The following is a 17,485-nucleotide window of genomic DNA, read 5'->3' on the forward strand; positions in this document are numbered from 1 at the left end:
ACGCCCTTATATTCTTAATCAAAAAAGTATTAAAAAAACTGTAAAGAACAGTTTTTTATGAGATAAGAAGGATTTTTAAGAAGGATTCTTTACAATCTAAGGTTGAAAATATGTTTTATAGAGCTAATTACGTTTGGTGTCTATGCAGGCGTGAAGGGGGGAGGATATGGCTCTACAATATAAATGGAAACGACATTGTTGGATACTCATGTTGAGCAGCTGTTTTGTGCAAGCTGCTGCTGCAAATGAGGGGGGAATATCACTTTTTTGTCAATCTTCAAGTTATGAAAATGGCAAAAAAATTGAGGATCAATACAATGAGGATATGAAAACAGGAAGATGCATACTTGGAGCATCTAATGATGTTATTATAAGGACGCGCAATGAATTAGACTTTTTTAAAAAGCCTAGCGATTTTACTGAGGATAAGGGCGCTAGAGTGTTTGCGAGTCAACAGGAGCTTGACAGCAGTCGTCGTGACAATGTCGGATATAATTTACAAAAACAAAATATTGCGTTTCTTAAAAAACCTGAACTTATCTTCATTAAAGATGGGGCACTGTTAGAAAATTATGTCCTTGATAATGAAGGTAAAGCATACATTTCAAATGATGGCGAGAGTGATAGCCCAGGGCGATCCATTAATAACACTGTAAGGAATGGTGCAGAGCTTTATGTGTATGCAGGAGGTCTCAGTGAGAATAGTAAAATTGAACATGGTGGAATTGAAAATGTTGAGGCTTTAAATGGAAAACAAGGCTTTTCGAAAAATGCTGTCGTTAAAGAAGGTGGACAACAAAGTGTTGGAAATGGAGGAAAGGTAGAGGGGACTAAAATTTATGGTGGTGAACAACTTGTTTTCGGGGAGGGGGATGTTGGAGGAGAGGTTAAAGGGAGTAGTGCTTCTCATATTGTCATTTATGGTCAAGATGAAACACTAGGACAACAAAAAGTATATGATGGCGGAAAAGTTTGGGATACGAAAGTTATGCGAGGGGGCGTACAAGAGGTTGGAAAAAAATCTCAAAGTGCTAAAAATGGTGGTTTTGCATTTGACACAGAAGTTTTTGGCGGTGGTAAACAGCGTATCTTAAAAGGCGGTAATGCTATTGGAGTTACTTTAAATGAGAGCGCTATTCAGGAAATATATGCTGATGGATCTGTAAAAAATCTAACAATGAATGATGAAACAAAATCATGGGTGCATGCTGGGGCAACATTAGAAGGCAAGACACAGGTAAATCATTCTGGGCAGATTCATCTTTATGCTGGGAATGATCAACATCGTACCATAGTAGAAGATATTATTTTAAATGGAAAAGATACAAAACTGTACTCTATTACTGATGAGTTTGATGGAAAAAGTTCTTTGATACAAAAATTAAGTGGTGAAGGGAGTGTTATTTTTTCGTTTACAGGTTCTGATCCATATTATTCTCAGCTACATGTGAATAATCTTTCAGGAAATTTACATTTCGCATTCAATACCACGATTGCCCATAACCGTGGTGATTATCTCTTTGTTGAGAAAGGTGCTGGGAATCATACGATAAGTGTTGCTGATTCTGGAGTTGAAATCACGGATCCTTTTTCAAATAAGCGTGATTTAATTATGGATCAAAGTGGTGGCGCACATTTTACGCTGACAGATCTTAAGGGTGACAAAATTAACGCCATTGATGGTGGAACTTATATGTATGACTTGAAAGAAAGAAAGGATGAAAATGGAAAAGTGTGGTTTTTATCTGCAGACCGCCTCAGTGGACCAGAAACCTCTATTCCAGATCCGGCAAATCCTTTTGTTCCTGGTGAGACATCAACAACACCCTCTACAGATGCAGTGTTAACGTTGTCCGTAGTTCCTGGACTTGTTTTTAACAATGAGTTGCAAATTGTAAGGAATGGTAGAAAAATTTGGAACAGAAATAGGAAAGATATCGAACTATGGACTTATGCGATTAAGAGCAGAGAACGTATTGCGACAGGACATACACACTTTAAGCTTGGGCAGACAGGTTTAGTCTTTGGTGCTGATCAGTTGAGTGAATTAAGGCATGGAGAGTTGTATGTTGGTGGTTTCGGTAGTTATGATCAAGCACGTATTTCTCATGCACGAGGTGGTAATAGTGATCTGAGTTCTTATAGCATTGGAACTTATGCAACTTATTTTGATCATCGCGGATGGTATATGGATGGTGTTTTGAAATATAATTATTACCGAGATAATTTGAAAGCTATCTCCACGAATGGTTTAGCTATTCAAAGTCATTACAATCAGTGGGCGATAGGTGGGTCATTTGAAATTGGTTGTTATTTTACACCGGCACAGAATACTTGGATGCAGCCTTATATCAAGCTAACAGGTTTGCAGGTTGAAGGTAAAAAAATAAAACTTTCAAATGGAATGATAGGTGATCTAAGCCCATTGGTTTCATTCCGCAGTGAAGTTGGATTAACTGCAGGACATGAATTCTTTGTGAATTCAGAAACTTCATTAACAGCTTACATTATGGCAGCTTGGTTGCGTGAGAATGTAAATAATAATTATACGACAATTAATAACCAGCATAAATTTATTACAGACTTATCGGGTAATGCAGGTAAATTGGGAATTGGTGTAAACGGTTCGGTCAATGATAAACTGACACTTTATGCGGAAGCACATTATCTAAAAGGACATAAGATTAAGAATGCTCTTCAAGCTATTTTAGGATTACGCTATAGTTTCTAAATATGTGTGTACGCGGCTGATTAACTTTATGAATGTAATTATTTTGCAAGCTTAAACAGATAACGCTCGATTTTATCTTCTCGAGAGTGTAGAGATCTTCTCAAACAGTAAGGATATCTTTATACTCTCCTTTGAAGGCACGAGCGTTTTTTTCATCTATAACTTCAAATATTGAAAATTGTTCCTTGAACTCAAGTGAACAGTTTGAATTTTATTCAGACTTTCTGCCTTAAGTTAGAACTTTCTAGCTGCTTATAAATACACAACTTAAAGTTGTTTATATTAAAAAATACACTTTAAAAGTGTTTTTAAACATAAATAAAACACATTACGATACAATCTAAGACGGGTTACCTACGTAGCCGTGGGATATTTTTCTAAATAATTGAGAGTGGAGTGTCGATAATGCAGTATAAACATAAGTTAAGTTTTTCAGTATTGATGATCAGTAGTTGTCTTGTACAAGTTGCGAATGCAGTTGAAAACAGGAATGGAGAGCTAACAATAGTAGAACATGTAGGAAATCGAGCAGAGATACCAAAAGGTTCAGCACTGATTACGAATAATTTTCCCAGTAGTAATAGTAAAATTGGAGATGGCGGTGCTGAAATTGTTGAAAATGGGGCAACTTCTATAGGTTCCACTATTAAAAAAGGGGGAATGCAAATAGTTACACGCGGAGGAACTGCGATAGGCACCAAAATCCTTGGTGGTAAGCAGTTTATTCATGAAGAGCCAAATCTTGATCTTACAAGCGTGGAGAGAAAAAGTAGTGCATATAATTCCACAGTTACAGGAGATGGTGGAGTAGTGGGACAGCAGAATGTGTATGATGGAGCGTGGGTTTGGAATACGAAAGTGGGAGATAACGGAGAACAAAATCTTTATGCGGGACAAAGAAAAGAAGGTGGGAGCGCAATGGATACAGAGGTCTCTGGGAATGGCAGACAGCACGTCTTAGCGCATGCTGGGTCTTATGCTACTACTTTGAAGGGGCAGGCTATTCAAGTTGTATATCCTGAAGGGTTTGTGGATACTTTAACAATTACGGATTCTGCTAGGTCATGGTTTCATTCTGGTGTTCAAAAAGTCGTGGGAGAAGTAAGGGTCAATGATCACGGAGAACTTTATTTATTTGCTGGTGATAGGACAAACCATATCACTAAGAAAAAGATTCCTATAGAGGCAAGAGTTGATGAAATAATATTTGAGGTTGGTGAACGAAATATAGGAGAAAAACCTCAGATTGAAATTGAAGATTTAGGGGGGCATAATGGAACTGTTATTTTTACTTCTATTCCGTATGATCCACGTCATATTTCACTTCATGTTGAAAAACTTTCAGGGGATTTACATTTTCGATTCAATATTAGTGCTACGGGGGATGCGAGTGATTACTTGTCGATTGGCGATGGTGCAGGTAATCACAAAATAAGCGTTGCAGATTCTGGTGCTGAAATCACAGGCTCTCTGTCAAAAAGGAATAGTTTGGTTACTGAACTTCCATTAATTACCGATAGAAGCCAAGATGGAGGAGCTAATTTTACTCTGGCAGATTTTTTGGGCAAGAACATTACAGTTGTCGATGGTGGAACCTATCAGTATCAATTGCTGAAGAGAGAAAGGTGTGCTAGTTCTAGTGGTAGTGCTACAATTTGGTCTTTAAGCAGAGTCTCTGAAAATGCAGAACATTCTAATACTAAAACACAGTGTGTAAACAAGAAAACAAAGGACTCTGTTGCATTATCTGATCAAAGTTCTCCTTCTGGAGGAAAAAATACTGGTCCTCGTAAACCTACTAAAAAAGAGCAATCCAAGCCACGTCCTCCACGTCATTTAAGAGAAAGACAGAATGTCTCTAGTGTTTCGGTATCTCCCTCTCAAGAAAATCGCACTCATGTGAAGTCTCCCCCAGCAAGTTCTCTTCATTTTTCTGATGGAAAGCAACAGGCTATTGTTTCAGAATCTTCACAATCTTTAGCCGATCAGATGATTTTGCGTCCAGTTCATAAAGAACAGCCTTCTCCACAATTGAGAGAAACGCTTTCAGTTTCTCATTTTTTAACCACTCCCTCTACAGATGCGGTATTGTCTATGTCTGTGGTTCCAGCGATGGTTTTTCACAATGAAATGCAAACCGTGCGTGCGGGAAGAGGAATTCTAGATAAAAGTAAAAAGAATGCAGCTTTATGGAGCTATGCGATCAAGTCTAAAGAGAGTATTGCTACAGAGCATATAGATTTTAAGTTGGATCAGACAGGTATTGTTTTAGGGATCAATAGTTTAAGGGAGTGGGAAAATGGAGAATTTTATATAGGTGGTTTTGGCAGTTATGACCGTGCACGCATTGCGCATGCACGGGGTGGTATGAGCGCTATCAATACTTATGGCATTGGCGCTTATGTCACTTATTTGGATCATAGTGGATGGTATTTGGATGGTATTTTAAAATATAATCATTATCAGAATACTCTAAAGGCAGTTTCAACGAATGGTTTAGGGATTGAAGGAAGTTATAGGCAATGGGCGGTGGGCACCTCCTTTGAAGCAGGTTATCGACTTAAGACGTCAAAGAGCAGTTGGTTGCAGCCTTATGGACAATTTACATGGTTGCAAGTTGAGGGTAAAGAAATCAAGTTATCGAATGACATGATAGGTGACATGCGTCCATTCACTTCATTACGCAGCGAGGTTGGCATATCTTTAGGATATGAATTTGGTTCTCACATGGATTCCTCATCACTTGCGTATATTACAGCAGCATGGTTGCGTGAGAATAAAAATGACAACCATACATTGATTAATCAACGGCATTCATTTACCACTGACTTATCGGGTAATGCAGGTAAGTTAGGAATCGGTTTGAGCAGTTTAGTGAGTGAGAAGTTAAAGTTATATGGTGAGGCACATTATGTTAAAGGACGTAAAACAAAACAGTCCCTTCAGGGTATTTTAGGTGTACGCTATAGTTTTTAATTATATGGTTATTTTTTGATAGATCTCAATGTGTGTAGAAGGATTTTCAAACCTAGATCGGAGTATCTAGGTTCATCCTCTTTAAAGAAGAAGGCTTTCAAAAAGATATATTTTGCATGTTAGGCTTTTCTTATGATTCTTTATTGCTTCAATGATAAATTTGATGAGAGGCATTTAAGATGATGAGAGGCATTTAAGATTATGTAAGAAGGTTCAATATTTATTGAGAGTCGGTAGCGCATCTTTATGATGGGATGAGAAATTAAAGGTATTTCTATTAAAGTTTTTTTTATAATTCATTCTATATTTTTGAGAATTTGTGTAGATTTTTGCAGAGTCACTTGGCAAAGGGCTTCTTGCTCGCTATAGAAATGGCGAGAGAATGTTATAAATGAAATAAAGGTGGTTAAATGGCTTTAGAGCGTACTTTTTCGATGATTAAACCAGATGCAACCCGTCGTAATTTGACTGGCGCAATTACTAAAATGCTTGAGGATGCGGAGCTACGTGTTATTGCGTCTAAACGTGTCTGGATGAGCAAACGTGAGGCTGAAAATTTTTATGCTGTTCATAAAGAACGCCCTTTTTTTAGTGAATTGGTGGAATTCATGTCTTCTGGTCCAACCGTTGTACAAGTTTTGGAAGGCGAAAATGCAATAGCTAAAAACCGTGAAGTAATGGGGGCTACGAATCCTAGTGATGCAGAAGAAGGGACAATTCGTAAGGTTCATGCTTTATCGATTGGCGAAAATTCTGTCCATGGATCCGATAGCGCTGAAACGGCAAAAACAGAAATCGCCTTTTGGTTTTCTGAGGTAGAAATTGTTGGTTAATAAAGCGTTTATAATAATAAAGCGTATATAAGAAGCAAAAATCCGAAACACTATATTTCGGTTTTTTGCTTATAAGATTATAGACTTTTTTAAAAGCATAGGGAGCATTCATCGTTTTTTTAGCTTTTTACTATTTTTTTGAAGAGCTTTTATCTACATGCTACCCTTACTTGTAATGTGCAAAAAAGTGTTTTATTGATTTATCATTAATAGATTTAAAATAAATTAGTCTTATGCTATCCTCATCTCTTATTTAAGTACAAAAAGATAAATTATCATTATAAATCTCCATACTCTTCATGGGATAACGTGTTTTAAACCTGCACGAAAATAGTCCCATCCTGTCCACAATGTAAGGAGGGCAGCAATCCACAGCATAGTAATGCCAAACTCTACTGTGTAAGGGAAAATTTTATTACCGGCTGGTCCAGCTAAAAGAAATACAATAGCGATCATCTGTACAAAAGTTTTCCATTTTGCAAGACGAGAGACAGGAACACTAACTTTTAACTCAGCCAAATATTCACGTAATCCTGATACAAGAATTTCTCTGCAAAGAATGATAATAGCTGCCCATAGTGTCCACCCAGCGATGGTACTGTCTGCGGCAAGCAAGAGCAAACAGGCAGAGACGAGAAGTTTATCAGCAATTGGATCTAACATGCGACCAATATTGGATGTTTGTTCCCAAATACGAGCAAGGTAACCGTCAAGAAAGTCAGTAATGGATGCAACGATAAAAATGGACACAGCAATCCAGCGAGTGATATCACTTGATTGTAATCGCCCTTCTAAAAAAAAGCATGCAACAACCATTGGGACTGCGACAATTCGTGCATAAGTTAAAATATTTGGAAAAGAAAAAGTATGATTTTTCATGGAGCCATTTTTAATTCTTGTGAAAGAGAATATATTTCCTAAACGTAACAAGGCAAAGGTTATGAAACAAGCCTATTTTTCATGAAAATGGTTATGAATTTTTTGTGCAATTGTCATAGAAATTCCCGTAACTTTTTTTAAATCTTCAAGTGAGGCACTAGCAATAGCCTTGGCACTTCCAAAATGATGAAGCAACGCACGCTTTCTTGTCGGACCGATATTTTCGATTTCATCAAGTGGGTTTTTGAATGTTTCTTTTTTTCGTTTTATCCTATGAGCTCCAATCGCAAAACGGTGTGCTTCATCACGCAGACGTTGCAAAAAATAGAGGATAGGATCACGTGGAGGAAGTGTAAAGGGGGGGATACCTTTTATAAAAAATCGTTCACGTCCCGCATGGCGGTCAACACCTTTGGCGATTCCAACAACTGTGAAGAGGTCATTTAATTGTAATTCAGCAAGTATTGCATGTACGCTGTTGATTTGTCCTTCACCACCATCGATTAAGATAAGATCAGGCCAAATGGGAAAAAGATCATTATCTTTTATGTCATGACTTCTATTTGACTGATCATGCTCTTTTATAAGGCGTGAAAATCTTCGTTTAATCACTTCTTTCATCATGCCAAAATCATCGCCAGGCGTGATATCTATTGAGCGAATGTTGAATTTGCGATATTGATTTTTAACAAATCCCATCTGACCAGCAACAATCATAGCCCCTACAGCATTTGTTCCCATGATATGAGAATTATCATAGACTTCTATCCGGCGTGGAGGAAAAGGTAGTTGGAATGTTTTGGCAAGACCTTGAAGCAATTTTGTATGAGTGGCTGTTTCAGAAAGCTTATGTTCAAGTGCTTCATGAGCATTGAGATAGGCATGATTAACAAGAGTTTTCCGTTCACCTTGTTTGGGTAAAGAGAGAGACACTTTGTGATTTGCTTTGAGACTCAATGCTTCTGTAAGAAGTGTCTTTTCTTCAATTTCTTCAGATAAAAGGATGCTTTTTGGAAGTGGTTTATCATCGTAAAATTGGGCAAGAAAACTCGCTAAAATTTCAGTACAGGAAAAAGAGGGATCTGCTTTAGGAAAATAGGCACGATTTCCCCAATTTTGCCCCATGCGAAAAAAGAACACTTGAATACAGGTCATTCCTTCTTTTTGCGCAATTGCAAATACATCCGCTTCTTTTATCGTTTGAGGATTAATACCTTGATGGCTTTGTATATGAGAAAGGGCTGATAAGCGGTCACGATAGGAAGCTGCTTGTTCAAAATCAAGATTTTCTGCGGCTTTATGCATAGCTTGAACCATATTGTTTTTAACAGATTGATCTTTTCCCGAAAGGAACGCTTTTGCTCCCCTCAGCAGTTCTTTATAATCATTGTCACTAATTTCATGGGTACAAGGTGCAGAACATCGCTTAATTTGATAAAGCAAACAGGGGCGTGTACGGTTTTCAAAAACTGAATCAGTACAGGTTCGTAATAAGAAGGCGCGTTGTAAAACATGAACTGTTTGTGTCACTGCACCAGCAGAAGCAAAAGGACCAAAATAGTGAGCTTTTCGTGTTCGGGCACCACGATGTTTGTAAAGTCCAGGCGCTCGATGATCATCTGTAATCATAATATAAGGGAAACTTTTATCATCACGTAGTAATACATTAAAATGTGGATGCAATCTTTTGATGAGATTGGCTTCTAAAAGGAGTGCTTCTGTTTCTGTATGGGTGACGATAAATTCCATATGATATGTTGCGCGAATCATGCGGGTAATACGATTATTGTGTCCCTGTTCACGTGTATAGTTTGAAACGCGTTTTTTGAGATTACGAGCTTTGCCAATATAGAGAATATCACCATTTTTACCAATCATCCGGTAAACCCCTGGCTTATGCGGAAGGTGTCTAACAAACTCTTGTATGAATTTTACACCTTGGAATTGATTTTTCTCATTACTTTGATTGGCATTATTCCATGTAATGTTAGAGAGAAAAGAAAGCTTTTCCCGCTCATTTTTCGGACAATTTGTATTATTTTTCAGGACCATTCCGTTTATTAAGAATATGTTTTTTGTTTAATATATGAAATATTCTTTTTTATTAAATAATGCTTATTTATATCCTTATAATTTTTTCTATAAATAACATCTTATAGCATAAGAGTATGATTTTAGAGAGCCGATTTTTCATAAAAAATATGAGAGTTGTTATTCTAAAACAGCTTTATGAATTTGCCCAATTTATTCATTAAAATGATTGGAATAGGAAATTCATGATGATTAAGAAGATAGACGTTCTAAAAGGGAAAAAATTAATTCACGCTGATCGTTATTAGCTTATCATTATAACGTGTTGATATTATTCAAAAAATCAAAGAACTTTATCATTTAATGCGTTTGTATCTTACAACATGATATTTGATTTAGAAAAAATACAGAGAAAGATCTAACATAATAGATGTTCTTTTTGAAGCCACTTATGCGTTATTTGGGCATTTTCATCTTGTCCCAGGCGATTGATAAGAAAGGGGCTGAGTTTTTTCATTTCTTCTTCCAAAAGGTAGGGAGGGTTAATAATAATCATACCACTTCCATTCATTGTCGGTGGACTTGAACTTTTTCGGATACGCATTTCAAGCTGTAGAATCTTAGGAATTCCTGTTTGATAAAGCGCGTGAAGAAAACTTTCAATTTCTTTGTCATATTTAACAGGATACCATAAAGCGTAGATCCCTCCAGAAAAGCGACGATAGGCTTTCGTTAATCCCTCAATAAGGCGGAAAAATTCTCCAGTTTTTTCAAAGGGAGGGTCAACAAGGATAAACCCACGTTTTTCTTTTGGTGGTACATGAGCATTTAAGGAAAGCCAACCATCTAAATGCAGAACTTTTGTCTGATAATCTCCGGCAAAGTTTTTTGCTAAAATATGATAATCTTCATTGTGCAATTCTATTGCGGTGAGGCGATCTTGTTTCCGTAATAATTGACGAATAAGAACAGGAGATCCAGGATAAAATACAATTTCTTTTTCCCCTTTATTGAGGGCATCAATGATATTACACCATGGACAAAGGAGTGCTCTTAAATCTTCTGGGATAGGAGTTGAAAAAAGTCGTTGGACACCTTCGCGATACTCTCCTGTTTTATGTGCTTCTAAAGAAGAAAGGTCATAAATACCGATTCCAGCATGCGTATCTATAACGCGAAAAGCTTTTTCTTTGCGTTTGAGATATTCTACAATGCGAGTGACAATAATGTGTTTAAAAACATCAGCAAAATTGCCAGCATGATAAATATGCCGATAATTCATGGAATAAACTCTATCATATGTATAACTGTACCGGATTATTAGCATAGAATATTAGAATTGATATCCATAAAAATACTCTTATAGAAATCAAATAATACCCTCACTCCCAAATAATACCCTACAGAAAAAATATTAATGTCATGGGAGCATTTATTCACTGGGCTATTTTTATATTATGAGATTCATCGTTAAGATTTTAATTTTTTATATGAAAAATAGATAGGAAGAGGGCAAACATTTCAATAGAGATAGTTATGTTGTAAGAGAAGTTTCTTATGATCGCGGACTCTTTCAGGAAAACTATAAAAGACAAGCAATTAACGAGAATATTAGTGAAGTTTGTTAAAAAAATTAAGGTTATCTTTCAAATTCATTCATAAATTTACTTGTTTAAAGATTAAAGAATTTAAAATGCTTGATAAAAACATTATTACATTTATCAGTTTTTTTAGCGAGCGTAAAATTATGGATAGAGCAATAAAGTGCTGGTATTATAGTGATAGATTTTTGTAAAAGTGTGGATGAATCTCATTGGTTTAAGCGGAGCCCAAGCTTTACATTATACACGCTAAATGGCTAGATTATTGTGTATGGTGCTAAAACAAAACTTTTGAAAAGTGATATGCTCTCTGCAAGCGATCTCAATAAAATGAGCGATTTTTAACTAAAGTAAATAGGTTTATCTATTTCTAACACTGTATTATCTAGCGGCTTTATGAGATAATCTTATAAAAAGACTAGGATAAGAAATTCTTTTACATGGATTATGCTTCGATTCCATGCTTTTGATTGAATGTAATTTTCTATTAATGCCTATTCTGTTTTCAATACTGAGATAAGTTAAGCACATGATATTATGAGAACGCATGCCCAGAATCCGGAGACTTGTAATAGTTAGGGCATGCAGCGGTTCAAAGAGCTGGTTATATGGAGGTATTTTACTGAATAAAGGCGCAAGCTGGTACCATTTTTATTTTTTAGCAGTATTGCCATACCTCTTGGCCACTTGACCTGATTCATAAAGTGCATTTTTACTCTTTCCGCTAATAGTTTTTATCCACACGACAGATATTTAATTGAATGCGATGATAGCTTATATTTCGTATTGTATATGGAATAATGGATGATAAAATTCCCACCAACGCAAAGAATAAATATTATGCGTAAGATGATAGTTTTTAAAGAGACTGATGATGTGTCAAGAAAGTTTTTTAGAGATTTTTCTTTCTGATTTTTTTTAATTAAATACGTAAAATTTTTTACAGCATGTTATGATCTTTATCAGTAACGGATAATTTGGAGGAAATGTTTGTAATGATACGTACAACTTTGTTTAAAAGGAAAGACATGAGCTATAGTATTTACAGGAAGATGAGTAACCTAAGAGATCAGATGGAGTTATTTTAGAAAAGTTTTTAAGCCTTTTGAATTTTGTATGAAGCGGTTTATCATTTTTGAATGGTTTGTGTTATAATACGCTAAAAAGGGATGAGAGGATAAAAAGTTCTTTTGCAATAAAAGCGTGTGATTGCTTTTAAGTTAAGAAGAAAATATATAAGTAAGATATTATATTTGATACATTCTTCAGAGGAAGCATGAATAAATGAAATCGAATTTACAAGCATAAAGTTAGAGAGAGTAATGGGTAATATTTTTTCACCAACGCATTTAATTATAATTTTACTGATTATCTTTGTGCTTTTCGGTCGCGGTAAGATTTCTGAATTAATGGGCGATGTTGCTAAGGGAATTAAAGCCTTCAAAAAAAATATGAAGGAAGAAGATGACGGCATTGAGGATAAAGTTGAAATGGCTACTACTTCCCAAATAGTTGATGTAGAATCTCAACAATCTCAGCCGTTATCGGTAAAACATGTAACAGCGCGCAGAAAGGCTTCTTCTGCTTCTAAAAGAAGCAAAACATCTGTTGCTAAAAAACAGCGTGTCAAATAACAAAAACGTAATCATCATTGTGCGTTATTTTTTGATGAGGAAGTCGAATTAAGAGATGTTTGGGATTGATGGACCAGAGTTTGTCGTAATCTTACTTATTCTCATCATTGTTGTTGGACCGAAAGATTTACCTAAAATATTAAAGACAATAGCAAAGGTAAGAGCTCATATGTGTTTAATGGCAAATGAACTTCGTCATCAGTTTGAAGATGCAATAAAACAAATCGAGCTCGACGATTTGCAAAAAACATATTCAGATATTAGCGATTCAAGCAAGAAGTTGACAGAGACTTTTGATCCCATTCAAAATACATTAGAAGATATCCACGATAATTTGGATGTTAAGGCAACACACCATAAATCAGAAAAAGGTAAAGAATTTTTGGAATGCGATCACAACGTAACCAATAAAGATATGACAGGATCTATAGCTTCTAAAGATAAAGAAGATGTGTCATGAATGTTAACAAAGATGAAGTTGATGCCCATATGGCACCACTTTTGGAACATTTAATTGAACTTCGTCAGCGAATTATTGCTGCCTTGGTTGCATTTATGATCGCTTTTATGATGTGTTTTCTTGTTAAAGATTATATCTTAAATTTTTTACTATGGCCATATCAGTGGGCAATGAAAATAGCAGGGGGTAATCCTGAGGGTATTCGTTTGCAATCAACGCAAGTATGGGAAACTTTTTTAACGAAGATGAAGCTTTCTGCTTTTGGGGGAATTATTTTATCTTTTCCCTATACGGCTTTTCAGTTTTATAGTTTTATTGCACCAGGGCTTTATAAAAATGAGCGTATGGCTTTTTTACCATTTCTCATTGGGGGGCCTATTTTATTTTGTATTGGGGGAGCGTTTGTTTATGGTCTATTGGCGCCAATAATACTATGGTTTAGCCTTTCTCAACAATTTCTTCCAGATGTTCATTTAAAAATAGAGTTTATAGTGCGTATTTCTGATTATTTGGGCTTTATGACATCGTTTATCCTAATTTTTGGTTTGATTTTTCAATTACCTCTTGTCATCAGTCTTTTAACAAAAGTTGGATTTTTAACGTCTCATGATTTGGTGTCTAAACGAAAATGGGCTATTTTACTCTCTTTTATCATTGCGGCAATCATAACGCCGTCGGATTTTTTTACGATGTTTGCAGTGGCTTTACCAACGATAGCACTTTACGAGATTTCAATTTTAATTGCTTACAGTATAGAAAAGAGAAGAAAATCCGCTTAAGAAAAGTGTATAATCTTATGCGACAAGAAATGAATAAAAACAATATAAATGAGGAATTTTTATGCTTGATATTAAGTGGATTCGTGACAATCCTGAGAAATTAGATAAAGCACTCGTAAGTAGAGGTCTTGAGCCACAAGCTGAAAGGTTAATACAACTTGATCTTGCACGTCGGTCGCATATTGCTAAGGTGCAATTGGCGCAGGAACGTCGCAATGCGGTTTCAAAGGAAATAGGACAGGCTTTAGCGGTATCTGATCAGCAAATGGCTGAAAGCTTTAGAGCTGAAGGTGAAGAGATTAAAGTCTTTCTTTCCTCTGCAACAGCGGAAGAAAAACAGCTGACGGAGAGTCTTGAGAAAATTCTTTCAGCACTTCCAAATATTCCATTAGATGATGTTCCAGAAGGTAAAGATGAAAGTGATAATGTCGTCATTCGACATTTTGGTACACTTCCAACATTTAATTTTACACCAAAGGAACATTTTGATCTTGGTCAAGATCTCAAGCAGATGAATTTTGAACGAGCTAGTCGTTTGTCTGGAACACGTTTTACAATACTTTCAGGGGCGTTAGCACGGCTAGAACGAGCATTAGGCCAATTTATGCTTGATGTGCATGTCAATGAGCATGGTTATACAGAAGTCTCAATACCTTTTCTTGTTCGTGATGAGATTGTTTACGGAGCAGCACAATTGCCGAAATTTGCTGAAGACCTTTTTCGTACAACAGATGGTCGATGGCTTATTTCTACAGCAGAAGTGCCATTAACCAATTTGGTCAACGATGAAATTCTTGAAATATCAGATTTACCACTGCGATTTTCTTCTTTATCTCCCTGTTTTCGTTCAGAGGCGGGAGCAGCCGGTCGTGATACGCGCGGTATGTTGCGTCAGCATCAATTTTGGAAAGTTGAAATGGTCTCAATTACCAGTGAAGAACAGTCTTTAATTGAATTAGAACGTATGACGGAATGTGCAGAAGATATATTAAAACGACTTGGTTTGCCTTTTCGCACAGTGGTTCTTTCTACGGGTGATATGGGGTTTGCAGCACGTAAAACCTATGACATCGAGGTTTGGCTTCCTGGTCAAGAATGTTATCGTGAAATTTCTAGCTGTTCAGTTTGTGGAGATTTTCAAGGTCGTCGTATGAATGCGCGTTATCGTAAAGAAGGCGATAAAAAATTGCATTTTGTTCATAGCCTTAATGGTTCTGGTACAGCTGTTGGACGTTGTCTTATTGCCGTGCTTGAAAATTATCAACAGGCTGATGGATCAATTATTGTTCCAGATGTTTTACAACCTTATATGGGAGGCATGCGTTGTATTACTGCTTAATTTTACGAAAGGAGAGACAATATGCGTTTATTGCCAAGAGGTGATGATATGCAAACGCAAGTTTTTGCCATTTTAAAAGAAGCAGTTTGTCAGTATGATAAAAGTGCACCTCCATTGGAGATTGAATGATACTATGGGGCAAAAGGGTATTTTACAATTTCGTGAGGAGTTAGCCGCTCTTGTACTGAAAATGCGTAGCAAAGGCATTGATGACGTGCGATTTTTTTCGGCATTAGAGAAAATTCCGCGTCAACAGTTTGTTTCTGCTCCTTGGTTTAATAGTGCTTATGATAATAAAGTTATTCCCCTTGAGTGTGGTGAATATATGGAACGTTTGGAAGAACAACTCTTAATTCTTTCGGCATTATCGTTGAAAAAAAGGCATCGCGTTTTAGAAATCGGTACAGGATCTGGTTTTTGTACTGCGCTTATGGCATGTCTGAGTGACCGTGTGACAACGATTGATCGTTATAAAACGCTTGTTGATTTGGCACGCCAAAAATTTCAAACTTTAGGAATTGAAAATATTATTATACGGCAGATTGATGGAAGTCATAGTGTGACAGGTTTGGGATCATTTGATCGCATTCTTATTTGGCCATCACGTTTTGATGAACCCAAGGAATTTTTAGAACTTTTAGCTGAAAACGGAATTCTCATTCAGGCGATAGGACCTGACGAAGGGGTACAAGCGGTGACGCGCTATACAAAAATTGGTAGTCGATTTGAGTGTTTAGAACTGTTTCAAGTGCGTTACCAACCTTTTATTAAAGGCATTGCGGAGATACTTTAATTTTTAAAAGTTAAGAAATAGCCGCAAATAGCCTACGTTAAATTCATTTTGATCTTATATAAAGATATTTATGAATAAAACATCTCATTTTAACTCTTCGGTAATTTAAAAAAGCTTTAATGGAGTGAGTTGATTATTGATGAGTGAGCAAAACGATGCGTTTAAAAGCTTTGGATAATATTTTCCAGCATAATTTTCAGAGAATAACTTTTTTAGCGGTGGTAACTATTGTTGCTGGTTGTAGTTCTGGTACACAGCGTTTTTCCAATATTGTCTCTCATCGTACGGTATCATCTCAATCAAATATATCGAGTACTATGTCTACAGATCCGCGAATGCTATCGTACGGTAGCGGTATGATACAAAGCACTGAATTGCCACCTGTGGAATCAAGCGATGATTCGTGGGGAGATGACAATTCTCCCTATAATTTTCCACATCAAGGTAGGATAACTTCTTCTGATGGTCGCGTTATGGGAGTCCCTCCACGTAATCTTGGAACACTTTCCCGTTCACAAATGGATAAATCTCCTATTTTTCGGCGGAACTCTTATATTGTCCAGAGTGGAGATACACTGCTCAGTATTGCACGACAAATAGGGGTTAGTGTTGAGGCATTAAAATTAGCAAATGGTATAAACAGCAATTCCATTTATATCGGTCAGGTACTTGTTGTTCCAAGCAGGCGTACATTAGCAGCTTCAAATGCACACACTAATAACGATTGGGCAGTGTCAAAAACAGAATCTGCATTCCAATCTCAAGTGATGTCCTCTATAAAAAACAAGAAGTCCTCTCCTATATATAAAGCGCCTGTAACAACGCCCCCTTCTGCAAAGATGAACAAATCAAGTTCTGAGAAAAGTTTTTCTAAACAGATGACGCAATTGAATCATGAGACTGGTTTATCAAGTACTGTTACGAATACCGATAATATGACGACTCCGCAAGCCACAGGAATTTCTAAGATGCGTTGGCCAGTACGAGGGCGTTTATTAAGCCAGTTCGGTCAAAAAAAGGGAACAGTAATGAATCGAGGAATAGATATTGCAGTGCCGGAAGGATCTTCGGTAAAGGCGGCAGAAAATGGTGTTGTTATTTACGCGGGAGATGGATTAAAAGAGCTTGGTAATGTTGTGATGATTCGACATGAAAATAATATTATCACTATTTATGGATGTAACAGTAAGCTTGTTGTTAACAAAGGACAAAGGATAAGACGTGGTGATGAGATTGCTAAATCTGGTGTTTCAGGAAATGTTAAAACGCCACGTGTCTATTTTGAGATGCGTAAGAATTCATTACCTGTTGATCCCCTTAAATATTTAGAAAACTAATTTATTGATGATTTTTAAATTTAAATAGTCTTATAGTTTATAGAAACTTCATGAAAAACAATTGATTTTCTTAAATCAATAACACTGCAGCA

Annotated in this window: 12 protein-coding genes; 9 read left to right on the plus strand and 3 right to left on the minus strand. The window is 36.4% G+C overall.

The window, feature by feature from the left end:
- The first annotated feature begins 166 nt into the window (after nt 1-166).
- The 3 genes from bafA (ACFIKY_RS01225) (at nt 167) to ndk (ending at nt 6,540) form a co-directional block, all read left to right on the plus strand.
- Complete coding sequence (bafA, locus tag ACFIKY_RS01225) at nt 167-2,731, plus strand: BafA family autotransporter (RefSeq protein WP_375661300.1); 2,565 nt, start codon at nt 167-169, stop codon at nt 2,729-2,731.
- Nucleotides 2,732-3,136: 405 nt separating this feature from the next.
- Nucleotides 3,137-5,707 (plus strand): BafA family autotransporter, encoded by a 2,571-nt coding sequence (gene bafA, locus ACFIKY_RS01230; protein ID WP_375661301.1) that lies wholly within the window; start codon nt 3,137-3,139, stop codon nt 5,705-5,707.
- A gap of 410 nt (nt 5,708-6,117) precedes the next feature.
- Complete coding sequence (ndk, locus tag ACFIKY_RS01235) at nt 6,118-6,540, plus strand: nucleoside-diphosphate kinase (protein WP_375628682.1); 423 nt, start codon at nt 6,118-6,120, stop codon at nt 6,538-6,540.
- A gap of 297 nt (nt 6,541-6,837) precedes the next feature.
- Here ndk and pgsA read toward each other — a convergent pair whose 3' ends face one another.
- The 3 genes from pgsA to ACFIKY_RS01250 form a co-directional block, all read right to left on the minus strand.
- Nucleotides 6,838-7,419, minus strand: a complete 582-nt coding sequence (gene pgsA, locus ACFIKY_RS01240) for a CDP-diacylglycerol--glycerol-3-phosphate 3-phosphatidyltransferase (RefSeq protein ID WP_375661302.1) — start codon at nt 7,417-7,419, stop codon at nt 6,838-6,840.
- 72 nt (nt 7,420-7,491) lie between these two features.
- The gene (gene uvrC / locus ACFIKY_RS01245) at nt 7,492-9,471 is read right to left on the minus strand and encodes an excinuclease ABC subunit UvrC (RefSeq protein WP_375636520.1); all 1,980 of its coding nucleotides are present in this window, start codon (nt 9,469-9,471) and stop codon (nt 7,492-7,494) included.
- A 397-nt stretch (nt 9,472-9,868) separates the two neighbouring features.
- The gene (locus ACFIKY_RS01250; RefSeq protein WP_375644903.1) at nt 9,869-10,732 is read right to left on the minus strand and encodes a 23S rRNA (adenine(2030)-N(6))-methyltransferase RlmJ; all 864 of its coding nucleotides are present in this window, start codon (nt 10,730-10,732) and stop codon (nt 9,869-9,871) included.
- Between the two features lie 1,641 nt (nt 10,733-12,373).
- Here ACFIKY_RS01250 and tatA point away from each other — a divergent pair.
- From tatA to ACFIKY_RS01280, 6 genes are all read left to right on the plus strand, one after another.
- The gene (gene tatA, locus ACFIKY_RS01255; RefSeq protein ID WP_375636516.1) at nt 12,374-12,685 is read left to right on the plus strand and encodes a twin-arginine translocase TatA/TatE family subunit; all 312 of its coding nucleotides are present in this window, start codon (nt 12,374-12,376) and stop codon (nt 12,683-12,685) included.
- A gap of 55 nt (nt 12,686-12,740) precedes the next feature.
- Nucleotides 12,741-13,145 (plus strand): twin-arginine translocase subunit TatB, encoded by a 405-nt coding sequence (locus tag ACFIKY_RS01260; RefSeq protein ID WP_375647555.1) that lies wholly within the window; start codon nt 12,741-12,743, stop codon nt 13,143-13,145.
- Nucleotides 13,142-13,924 (plus strand): twin-arginine translocase subunit TatC, encoded by a 783-nt coding sequence (gene tatC, locus ACFIKY_RS01265; RefSeq protein WP_375636512.1) that lies wholly within the window; start codon nt 13,142-13,144, stop codon nt 13,922-13,924. The genes ACFIKY_RS01260 and tatC overlap by 4 nt, the downstream gene beginning before the upstream one ends.
- A gap of 61 nt (nt 13,925-13,985) precedes the next feature.
- Complete coding sequence (gene serS / locus ACFIKY_RS01270; protein ID WP_375636511.1) at nt 13,986-15,263, plus strand: serine--tRNA ligase; 1,278 nt, start codon at nt 13,986-13,988, stop codon at nt 15,261-15,263.
- 133 nt (nt 15,264-15,396) lie between these two features.
- Nucleotides 15,397-16,056 (plus strand): protein-L-isoaspartate(D-aspartate) O-methyltransferase, encoded by a 660-nt coding sequence (locus tag ACFIKY_RS01275; RefSeq protein ID WP_375636528.1) that lies wholly within the window; start codon nt 15,397-15,399, stop codon nt 16,054-16,056.
- A 155-nt stretch (nt 16,057-16,211) separates the two neighbouring features.
- Nucleotides 16,212-17,393 carry a peptidoglycan DD-metalloendopeptidase family protein gene (locus ACFIKY_RS01280; protein ID WP_375636509.1) on the plus strand — a complete coding sequence of 394 codons (1,182 nt, stop codon included), beginning with the start codon at nt 16,212-16,214 and terminating at the stop codon, nt 17,391-17,393.
- Nucleotides 17,394-17,485 lie beyond the last annotated feature (92 nt).

Source organism: Bartonella sp. CR127HXZ, assembly GCF_042194555.1.
GTDB lineage: Bacteria > Pseudomonadota > Alphaproteobacteria > Rhizobiales > Rhizobiaceae > Bartonella > Bartonella grahamii.

What these genes read in the sequence shown, in the direction of transcription:
- bafA (WP_375661300.1), top strand. Translation starts at nt 167, where the DNA reads ATGGCTCTACAATATAAATGGAAACGACATTGTTGGATACTCATGTTG.
- bafA (WP_375661301.1), top strand. Translation starts at nt 3,137, where the DNA reads ATGCAGTATAAACATAAGTTAAGTTTTTCAGTATTGATGATCAGTAGT.
- ndk (WP_375628682.1), top strand. Translation starts at nt 6,118, where the DNA reads ATGGCTTTAGAGCGTACTTTTTCGATGATTAAACCAGATGCAACCCGT.
- pgsA (WP_375661302.1), bottom strand. Translation starts at nt 7,419, where the DNA reads ATGAAAAATCATACTTTTTCTTTTCCAAATATTTTAACTTATGCACGA.
- uvrC (WP_375636520.1), bottom strand. Translation starts at nt 9,471, where the DNA reads ATGGTCCTGAAAAATAATACAAATTGTCCGAAAAATGAGCGGGAAAAG.
- ACFIKY_RS01250 (WP_375644903.1), bottom strand. Translation starts at nt 10,732, where the DNA reads ATGAATTATCGGCATATTTATCATGCTGGCAATTTTGCTGATGTTTTT.
- tatA (WP_375636516.1), top strand. Translation starts at nt 12,374, where the DNA reads ATGGGTAATATTTTTTCACCAACGCATTTAATTATAATTTTACTGATT.
- ACFIKY_RS01260 (WP_375647555.1), top strand. Translation starts at nt 12,741, where the DNA reads ATGTTTGGGATTGATGGACCAGAGTTTGTCGTAATCTTACTTATTCTC.
- tatC (WP_375636512.1), top strand. Translation starts at nt 13,142, where the DNA reads ATGAATGTTAACAAAGATGAAGTTGATGCCCATATGGCACCACTTTTG.
- serS (WP_375636511.1), top strand. Translation starts at nt 13,986, where the DNA reads ATGCTTGATATTAAGTGGATTCGTGACAATCCTGAGAAATTAGATAAA.
- ACFIKY_RS01275 (WP_375636528.1), top strand. Translation starts at nt 15,397, where the DNA reads ATGGGGCAAAAGGGTATTTTACAATTTCGTGAGGAGTTAGCCGCTCTT.
- ACFIKY_RS01280 (WP_375636509.1), top strand. Translation starts at nt 16,212, where the DNA reads ATGCGTTTAAAAGCTTTGGATAATATTTTCCAGCATAATTTTCAGAGA.